General features: G+C 59.0%; 7 protein-coding genes and 1 pseudogene. 4 read left to right on the top strand and 4 right to left on the bottom strand.

Translation table 11 applies throughout. The features are described from left to right. Positions 1–278 precede the first annotated feature (278 nt). Together ACO59D_RS12430 and ACO59D_RS12425 are read right to left on the bottom strand one after the other, a co-directional pair. Positions 279–1,031, bottom strand: a complete 753-nt coding sequence (locus tag ACO59D_RS12430; protein ID WP_485127251.1) for an exonuclease domain-containing protein — start codon at positions 1,029–1,031, stop codon at positions 279–281. 619 nt (positions 1,032–1,650) lie between these two features. Further along, positions 1,651–3,012 (bottom strand): ATP-binding protein, encoded by a 1,362-nt coding sequence (locus ACO59D_RS12425; RefSeq protein WP_485127250.1) that lies wholly within the window; start codon positions 3,010–3,012, stop codon positions 1,651–1,653. 499 nt (positions 3,013–3,511) lie between these two features. Between ACO59D_RS12425 and ACO59D_RS12420 the strand changes: the two genes are divergently transcribed. From ACO59D_RS12420 to ACO59D_RS12410, 3 genes and pseudogenes are all read left to right on the top strand, one after another. Continuing rightward, positions 3,512–4,504, top strand: a complete 993-nt coding sequence (locus ACO59D_RS12420) for a DUF6429 family protein (RefSeq protein WP_485127249.1) — start codon at positions 3,512–3,514, stop codon at positions 4,502–4,504. 518 nt (positions 4,505–5,022) lie between these two features. Continuing rightward, positions 5,023–5,283: a type II toxin-antitoxin system Phd/YefM family antitoxin gene (locus ACO59D_RS12415; RefSeq protein ID WP_485127248.1), complete on the top strand. Its 261-nt coding sequence runs from the start codon at positions 5,023–5,025 to the stop codon at positions 5,281–5,283. Between the two features lie 33 nt (positions 5,284–5,316). After that, positions 5,317–5,592, top strand: a pseudogene (locus ACO59D_RS12410) (type II toxin-antitoxin system RelE/ParE family toxin); the annotation flags it as partial. Positions 5,593–5,798: 206 nt separating this feature from the next. Here ACO59D_RS12410 and ACO59D_RS12405 read toward each other — a convergent pair. Then, positions 5,799–6,137: a hypothetical protein gene (locus ACO59D_RS12405; RefSeq protein WP_485127247.1), complete on the bottom strand. Its 339-nt coding sequence runs from the start codon at positions 6,135–6,137 to the stop codon at positions 5,799–5,801. A gap of 2 nt (positions 6,138–6,139) precedes the next feature. Further along, a complete protein-coding gene (locus ACO59D_RS12400) occupies positions 6,140–7,303 on the bottom strand; it encodes an ATP-binding protein (protein WP_485127246.1) in 1,164 nt (387 codons plus the stop codon). Between the two features lie 588 nt (positions 7,304–7,891). Here ACO59D_RS12400 and ACO59D_RS12395 point away from each other — a divergent pair. Next, positions 7,892–8,956, top strand: a complete 1,065-nt coding sequence (locus ACO59D_RS12395) for an ATP-binding protein (protein WP_485127245.1) — start codon at positions 7,892–7,894, stop codon at positions 8,954–8,956. The last annotated feature ends 220 nt before the right edge of the window (positions 8,957–9,176 follow it).

Genomic DNA, 9,176 nt, shown 5'->3' with positions numbered 1-9,176 from the left:
GAGAAGTCGGAGGCTGGCCCACCTTTGCCACTTGACAAGTCTATCTACATATCAGGAGACGTCCGTGCCTGTCACCTCTCCAATCCAAGCTCACGGAGCGTCCTACTCCCCGGCGGGGTCATGCCATGAAAGACAGCCGTGCTCCTATCCAACCCTCCGGTGCGTCTCAATTGGATTGGCGAGAAAGAAGAAGCTCCTATTCACAGACATGGTGCCCTGTTTGCGAGCACCCCACTCGGTGTCTGGAACCCGCGCTCTATGTAACCGCTTCGGCCAGATTAACCATTAAGCAACTCAAGGAAAGTGTTCTCCGAGATAATCTGTATCGGTAGTCCCTTGAGCTGGTTTTGCTGGGCTTTCTTTATCTTGCCGGAAGTCGTCTTCATTGCGTCACGAAAACCATCGTTACCGATGACAAGATAGTCAGTGTCCTTCTTGACGCCATCCTCAGGAATTCCTCCCACATTAGCAAGCGCCTGCATGGCATCGCGCCTCACCATTTTCGTCATCTTGCCAGTGAAAGCGCAGTGCATCCTGTAGAGCGGATTGCCCTCGTCAGCATCACATTCTGCAGAGATTTCACTCGCCTTCAACGAATTCGACGAACCACCATGAGTGAACGACTTACGATAGCTCTCCTCGCTACCATAGCGCTCGAGCACCATTTCACGCATGGAGCCATAGCACGTGACCATTACCACGACATCACTGAGCGCACGGTGCTCGTGATCGTTCACGACGCCAAGTTCCCCACAGAGGTCTGGCAGTCTACGGTGCTGAAGCTCTGGGAATGCTCTTCTTGCAACACGCAAGGTATCCACGTAATCGTTGATGAGCGGACGCCCCAACACGCGCTCATACGCCGCATACAGGAAGTTCATGTCGAAAGGTGCGTTGTGTGCCATGAGCACTGAGTCGCCTGCAAAGTCAGAGAACTCTCTGATGACTCTGTCAATACCCGGCACACTCTGGAGCATCTCGTCGGTAATACCCGTGAGGTAGGTAATGAAGGGATCGAGCGGGTAGTCGATGTGAATAAGCTAGTCAAATGTGTTTACAATCTCCCCATCGACCACACGCGTGGCACCAATCTCGATGAGAGCACAGAAATCGAAGTCGAGGCCAGTGGTCTCGGTATCAACCGCCACGTATGAAGTGGGGAGTGCATATAGGTTATTTCCCCCCTCGGGCCTACGGTTGCTCTTTGTCTTCGTCATCGGTAACCTCGCTCTCTCGTTCATCGGTATTGAAATGCATATCGAATATAGTACGCATCGGAGGCCGAGTTCGCGCTCTCGCTCTCCGCCGCTACGGAGCATGTTGTTCAAAATTGAGTCACGAACAGGGGTACGGCCCACATTACTTGGGTGGCCCGCGATATGCCCGCATGACGAGTAGAGGCTTCAACTGAGTGACTTCAACTCGCTTGGTAGTCGACTTTTCTCAATGTCTCCCCTCCCGCAAGCTACCGAATCTCGTTATCCCCGCGACAAGCAGCCCCCCAGCCCTCCCAGGTGTCGGCCGAAGCCTTCCACCGCCATTGCCTACAGACTACAGCGCACGTGAGGCCATTGGGCTTCTCGCCAGCCGCTCACCGTGGCTACCAGCAAGCAACTCGCACCCAAACTCGCCCCAATGACCCCCGTACCGTCAACGCAAGAGCCACTCCCACGCCGGCACCACATGAACCGTTCCCCGCGAAACGCGAATGTCACGACGCTCGTCCATCGTCACGACCCAGGCCTCGTCGCGGGAGAACCTCTCCATGCCCACCTCCAGCGCGTGCAGCTCGCGACTTCTCGTCTGCTCGTTGGAGAGGCTCGTGCAGACCTGGTAGAGACGGACGCCCTCCCCCAGCAGCACGTCGCCCACGACGAAGTCGATCTCGTGGCGCCTGGAACCGTCGGCAAGCAGGGCACGGCTGAGCGAGCCGCTTCGCAGGAACCCGCAGCGTCGCCTGAGCGCGTCGTACACGCTCGTCTCGAGGCGCTGGCCCAGGTCCTCCGTGGTCGCCGGCGAGAAGGCCGCCTCGAGTCCCGGGTCCACGGCGTACACCTTCATCGCGCTCCTGCCGTTTGCGGAAAGTGACCTACTGAGCTCCTTGAGCCCAAAAACAAGGTAGGATTCCTCGTAATAGCCAAGAAGCGCGGAGAGGCTTTCCCGGGCCACCCCAAGCCCCATGCTTCTCATCTGGCTCGCGACCCTGTTGATTGAGAGCTCGCGCCCGGAGGAGGCGATGCACCTGCGCGCAAAGGCCTGGGCGGCGCGGGCGTTTCCCAGGCCCTCGCGCTCGATGATGTCGAGTGCGACGGTCTGACCCACGTAGCCCTGCAGGAGCTGGAACGCATCTGGCTTTGTGAGCGCCAGCGTCGCGGGAAAGCCCCCACGCACGAGATAGTCGTCGAGGGCATTCCTGAGCCGGGCCTTCTCCGCAGAGGTATAGGCGTCCGGGTCCCTTGGCGTCTCGTCCCAACGGGACGTCACCCTGCAGTACTCTGCAAAGCTCAGCGGGAAGAGCTCCCGCGTGATGGAGCGTCCCCTGAACTCGCTGGGCAGCTCGGAGGAGAGCATGCGCGAGGACGATCCCGTCACATAGATAGTCGCGGCTCTCGTGTCGACAAGGCGCCGAACGAAGGCCCCCCATCCCGGAATCTCCTGTATCTCGTCGAAGAAGAGATAGCAGCCTTCGGTCGCAGAGGGAAACAGCGCCTCGTAGGTCGTGATCACGTCATCGAGAAGACCATCGTCGGGAGGCATGAGCCGCTCGTCGTCGAAGTTGAAGTAGAGCATCCTCCGGCGCTCGACCCCGCTGTCGAGAAGCGACCTCATCTCCTGATAGAGGCGATACGTCTTTCCGCAGCGCCTAACGCCGGCCACCATGTTCACGATGTTGCCGCGGGCTGGAACCTGTGGCGTGCCAAGGGCCAGTTCCCGTGAGAAGAGGTCTGGGACCTCGGACCGCATGCCCTCGGTGACCTTCTCGAGTACGGTCGCGTGCTGCCCGTCGTTCATTGCCCATTCACCATCCTTGCAGTCTCATACTTCATGATTATGATGATACTTGTCGTCTGATACTGCAAGATTGTTTTCGTGGGGTCAATTTCGGCTCGACGGAGGAGGGCCGAGTCACTCCGGCCGCGCCGGCCGCGCACGCGTGCCGGCCCACGGGCGACGGCATAGGGATAGCCGCGACAGTTCTAGGGTGAGCTGACACCAGGCGCGAATTACGCACGGCTGGGTTTAAGGTTTGTGGGGACCTGGACTTTTGCTCGGTTGATTCTCAGCCGTGCGTAATTCGGCGGCAGGGAGGACAGCACGGGCGACCATTCGGTGGACGGCGCAGGCTGCCTCCCGGGGAACAGCGCGGGCGACCGTTCGGTGGACGATGCAGGTGGCCCTACGGGGACAGCGCAGTCGCCCCGCGCCACCCGTACTTCTCGCCACCCACGCCCTCCAGTCCCATCCGCTACCATGGACTCAGACATCCGCCTCAAGACTCCCAGGGGGCCACATGGACGAGAAAGAACTGATGCACGACCTCACACTCATGCTCCTGTACCTTGACTCCTGGAAGGAGAAGGGCCCGAGCGGCCCGGTAGCAAGGTCGTGGAACAGGTATGACAGCAACGTCCTCAAGGCCCTGCAGAACGAGGGGCTCATTGGCCCGGCACAGAAGGCGAAGCCCATAAGCCTCACGCCAGACGGTGAGGACATGGCCAGCATGCTGGTCAAGGTGTACGGAACGGTCGTCGGCGAGTTCCAGAACATGCTCGACGACCAGCTCAAGAACGCAGGCCCCCTCACCAACGAGCCGGCGTTTCGCTTCCGCGTCACTCTCCAGCTCGATGGGCAAACGTGCTGGCGAGAGATTGTGGTGCCGCAGAACTTCACGTTTGCCGACCTCCACGAGGTCATCCAGGCAGCGTTTCTCTGGTGGGACTACCACATGTACGACTTCCAGCTCACGAGCAGGCGCGAGAAGCTCATAATCATCGACCCGGACGCTGGCGGGATCGACGGCATGTTTGCGCCCGGCACCGACGGCCGCAAGCCGATCGACGCAACGAAGACGTATCTCTTTGACGTCTTTCCCCGCACGAGGACGGCAACGTACACCTATGACTACGGCGACTGGTGGGTCCACAAGATTCGCCTCGTCGAGACCATCGCGAACTTCGAGGGCGAGATGCCCGTCTGCACGGCAGGCGACGGCGACGCTCCCCCGGAGGACGTGGGCAGTACCTGCGGGTTCGCGGACTTTCTCCGCATCCTTGCCAATCCGAAGGACCCCGAGCACGACGAGACGGTCGCGTGGGCGAAGTCGCTGGGGTTCGAGCACTTCGACCTGAAGCGCATCAACGAGCGCATTCACAAGTGGCTCACGGGCGAGATATACGACGAGTGGAACAGGCTGCATCCTGACGAGCTGCAGCTCGGTGGCGCAACGGACGTCACGGGAGCCAAGGGCGGCGCGGGTTCCTCGCCGTTCAAGCTGGTTCCGTAGCGCGACAGACACGAGGCTTACGACCTCTCGTGCCTCGCCCCAGGACAATAAGACGAGCTTGGGCGTCGGCCGCGACCGCAGGGATATTGGTGGAGGCCGCTGGGCAGGCAGCGGGAAGCGGGCCGAACTGAGAGCGGCACTCGCGGGGCGGCACCGCGAGTCGACTGTTTGGCTAGATCGCGGGCCTTCCCACTCTTCCGTAGGAAGCGATGGGAAGGCCCGTTGCGCCGAAACCGCCTTCGTTACATCTTTTTTCACTCTCGTGCGCCGAAGTGGCCTTCGTTACATTGGTTTTGGGGCGGTGGTCAAGTATCGGGATGCATATCTTGTGTCATTCCATTTACATGACACCATATGTGGCATGTGGACATGCCCATCTACTCGAGAGCACCCGAAAAACCCAATGTAACGAAGGCGAGTTTGGCGCAACGGGCCCAGGAAAACATGTAACGAAGGTGGTTTCGATGCATGATGGTATCATCATCCCATGATTATGTGATTTGAGGTAAACAATGCAGATGATTCCCGTCAAAGAGCTCAAGGACACCGCAAAGGTTTCGAGGCTCTGCCACGAGACTGGCGAGCCCGTCCATGTCACGAAAAACGGATGCCCGGACATGGTCATCATGAGCACTGAGACGTATGAAAGCCTTGCCAAGGCGGCAGAGACGGGAAGAATCGTCTCGCTCGTACAGGAAGGAATCAGCGCAGTCGAACGCGGAGAGTGCCAGGATGCATTTGGAGCAGTTGCCGCACTCAGGAGCAAGTATGGCCTTTAACGTGCAGGTAACAGATCCTACCTTGACGAGGCAGTCTCCTATCTCGTACGCGAACTCAGCGCGCCAAGCGCCGCGAGGTCGCTGCTTGATGCCTATGAGGACAAGCTCCGACTAATAGCTGACAATCCGTTGCTGTTTGACTTCGATCTCGAAGTCAGTGAAGTAGTAGGCAAGAAAATCAGGAAATGCCAGGTGAAGCACTACGGGATCTACTACCTGGTGGACGAGAAGGCAAACCTGGTCCAGGTCGTCGCATTCATTCACGGTCTCCGGGACTCGCTGACGATCCGTAGAGGTCGTCAGCAATAGCGAAATCGCGCGCCCTCGCTGCCGAGAAATTATTGCGCGCCAGGCTTTGTGGGGTCCCTCCAGTCCGCTTCTCACGACCTGCAGGGAAAGAACCCCAGAGCCGAAAAGGCCTCCCCCAAGCCGCGGGCGGCGTGAGCGGGGCTTCTCGGACAGATCTTGCGGGACCTCTCGGCCATTGGCGTAGGGCGAGGCTTCTCGGCCGGCTCTTACTGCTGAGAAATCCTGAGCACTGCCTTGATGATCTTCCCGTCATGGGAGTCCTGCAGCGCCTGGTCGATGTCGGCGAAATCGTAGAAACTCAGCAGGCGGTCGACCGGGAACCTGCCCTGCTGGTACCACTTCACCATCTGTGGCACGAAGGTCTTGGGGTTGGACTCCCCCTCGCACGTTCCCTTCATGGTGCGCATGGGGACCATGATGTCTCCGCCCACGTCGAAGTGGTCTATGCAACCGGCAGCGGCGACGGGCAGGAACGTGCCGTGAACCCCGGCGCGGGCCAGGCACGCCTCCACCGCCGTCAGCCAGCATGGCAGCTCTTGTGGCAACCCTACCCCAGCAGCCAATCCCTAGCGCACATGACGCGTGCCGTTGGGGCATCGTGACTTGCAGATTCGCGCGTGATCACGAAGCGCTGATTTCTCGGGATCCCTAAGCTGTCGCCCACTGCGCCAAGGTGCATCGCGAAGCGGTCGCGATACGTCTGTGACGACTTGACCTCTGCCATCCGGGGATTTGAGGCGTCAGTAAGGTCGAGCAGGTCGACCTCCACCTTCGAGTCATCGCGATAGAAGAACAGACGAGGTTCCTTGCCCTCGTTCATACGATGCTTGAGCGTCTCCGCCACAATGAGGTTCTCGAAAACCATGCCCAGGTGTGGGCTTACCAGCAGCTCCTCGAGTGATGCGATGTTCAGCAGGTAGCACAGCAGTCCGGTGTCATAGAAGTAGAGCTTGGGCCTCTTCGTCAGTCGCTTTCCCTCATTTCGGAAATACGGCATGAGCGAGAACGTGATGTAGCTCGACTCGAGTATGTTCAGCCACGCCTTCACCGTGCGCGAGTCAACCCCCGCATCCCTGGCAATCCCAGCGTAGTTTACGAGGTTTCCGGCGTTAAGCGCACAGAGTCCCAGGAACCTGCGGAAGTCCGAGAGGCTCCGAACATCCAGATAGTCGGCAACGTCACGCTGCACATACGTGTCCACGTAGCTCCTGAAGAACACCGTGGTGGGAACCTGGGCGTCGTAAAGTCTAGGATAGCCGCCTCGATACATGAATTCGTCGACGCTCGGGGGAACGCGTGCGTTAAGCGCCTCCGCAAACGAGAGCGGCAACAGCCTCAGAATCCCCACCCTGCCAGCCAGAGACTGCGTTATCTGCTTCAGGAGCAGGAAGTTCTGCGAACCAGAGAGAACGTACTGGCCGCTGTCTGGGCTCTCGTCAGAGGACACCTGGGTCATCGAGAAGAGCTCTGGGGCGTACTGTGCCTCATCGATGATGAGCCGTCGAGGCCGATTGCGAATGAAGCCTACGGGATCATCAAGTGCCTGCTTCCTCAGGGCATTATCCTCAAGGTTCACATAGGAGTAGTCGGGAAACGTCGTTCTGACGCTGGTCGACTTTCCACTCTGCCTGGGTCCCGTAACCGACACGACTGGAAACCAGGTCGCATACCTCTCCAGCTGTGCCGATATCGTCCGCGGTATGAGTGTCATGTTCCTTGACCCCCTTGAGTGAAATCGCGTACCACAATCATACATTAGGAAGACCCGAGTTATGATATTAGAAATTACCAAATTATGACATTAGCTATTGCCATATTCATACATTAGCACAGCTAGAACAGCATGCAGTCTGTAGCGACCTGCTAGGCCGTCAGAGAAGAGCGCTATCCGCGGCTCGCAGTCGCCGCGCTTGTTCGCGTCCCTTATGCACTGGTCGCGGCACCCACAGAAGCGTCGCGGCCAGCCGCGAGAATCGCGAATGCAACACCACATTGATAAACCAGCTTGACAATCTTGCCTACTAATTCTTGAATGTCAAATTAATTAGACATTCGCCACTTCTCAGACTACAATGCCAAATTGATGCAAAAAAGACGATAAGACCTCGCCATGACCGCCAGAATTGCCCGCCCCGACTACGAAGAGCGTCTGCTCCCTTATCTCGACACCGAGGACATCAAGGTGCTGATTGGCGTTCGATGCAGCGGTAAGTCCACGCTTCTGTAGGCACTCGCATCTGCGGCAGCAGATCGCGACGGCAAAGACAACACGATTCTCCCTAGGCTTGATGGCTTCGACATGCCACTCGAGCCGACGGCAGAATGGCTGAAGGAGCAGATACAAGCGTCTCTCGACAAGGCAGATGACAGTCGCATGGTTCACGTGTTCTTGGACGAGGTGCAGGAGGTTCCCTCCTGGGAGAAGGTCGTGCGCCAGCTCCGGACCCGGGAACGAACGGACGTCTGGATCACGGGCTCGAACGCATTTGTCCTGTCCTCGGACCTCTCCACGCTGATAGGGGGCCGCTACATCGAGCTCAAGGCGAGCCCCCTGTCGTTCAAGGAGTACCTGTCCTTCTCTCAGGCTCGACATGCCCAGGAGCAAACCGTCGAGACCCCACAGGAGCAATCCGTCGAGGCCCTCTTTGCGCGATACCTCAAATATGGCGGAATGCCCGGCCAGTTCGGCGGACCATTCGGAAGTGACGAATACGTCGAGAACATGTTGATGACCATCTACGAGACAATCATCCTGAACGACGTGGCGACTCACGGCGGAATCTCCGACATCGACCTGCTCGAGAGGCTCGTCAGGTACGTCTTCGTGACGTCGGGGAATCTCTTCTCGACAAGGTCGATAGCCAACTACCTTACCAGCGCAGGGAGGAAGACCAGCGCGAGCACCGTCGACAGCTACCTGCGCACCCTTGAGAGTGCGTTCATCGTCTTCCGATGCGAGCAGGAGGGAATCTCGGGAAAGCAGGTACTGAGGCCGCAGTACAGGCTCTACCCGGTGGACACGGGACTGCGCGGCCTCATGACGGGCTTCTCTCCCCAAGACCTCGGGTTCCAGCTGGAGTGCGTCGTGTTCAATGAACTCGTTCGCAGGGGATACGCGACGCGCGTCGGCACGCTTCGCTCCGGCGAGGTCGACTTTGTCGCATCGAAGCGGACGGGCGAGAGGGTCTACGTCCAGGTGATCGAGTCTCTCGCGGACGAGGCAACCTACATGCGCGAGCTTGCGCCGCTCGACCTGATCGGCGACTCGTTCCCGAAGGTCATCCTGACGCTCGACCGCTACCGCTGCGGCGTCACGACAAACGGTGTGAGGGTGGTCAACCTGCTGGACTGGCTCCTCGGATAGAGAAGCGCCAAGCGGCTGCCCTTCGTGCGAAAGTTTCGGTAGAAGGAGGCGCGACCGACTACCGGTACTTCGTGTGCGAGCACTCGGGACATGGCCTCCAGAATGACAGCGCCGTGTACCAGGAGTGGATGGAGACGGTCGAGGCGTATCTGGCAAAGTACATGCCGGGGGGTGTTCCCATAGTTTTGTCAAGCAGGCGGACTCGCTGAGTCCCAGGGTT

It is taken from the genome of Tractidigestivibacter sp. (assembly GCF_057241865.1).
The sequence above is the reverse complement of the archived record's forward strand: the minus strand, read 5'-3'. Positions and strand labels throughout refer to the sequence as shown.

Excerpts from the sequence above, each read along its gene's own strand:
- ACO59D_RS12420 (WP_485127249.1), top strand. The coding sequence starts at position 3,512 with ATGGACGAGAAAGAACTGATGCACGACCTCACACTCATGCTCCTGTAC.
- ACO59D_RS12415 (WP_485127248.1), top strand. The coding sequence starts at position 5,023 with ATGATTCCCGTCAAAGAGCTCAAGGACACCGCAAAGGTTTCGAGGCTC.
- ACO59D_RS12395 (WP_485127245.1), top strand. The coding sequence starts at position 7,892 with ATGCCACTCGAGCCGACGGCAGAATGGCTGAAGGAGCAGATACAAGCG.
- ACO59D_RS12400 (WP_485127246.1), bottom strand. The coding sequence starts at position 7,303 with ATGACACTCATACCGCGGACGATATCGGCACAGCTGGAGAGGTATGCG.
- ACO59D_RS12425 (WP_485127250.1), bottom strand. The coding sequence starts at position 3,012 with ATGAACGACGGGCAGCACGCGACCGTACTCGAGAAGGTCACCGAGGGC.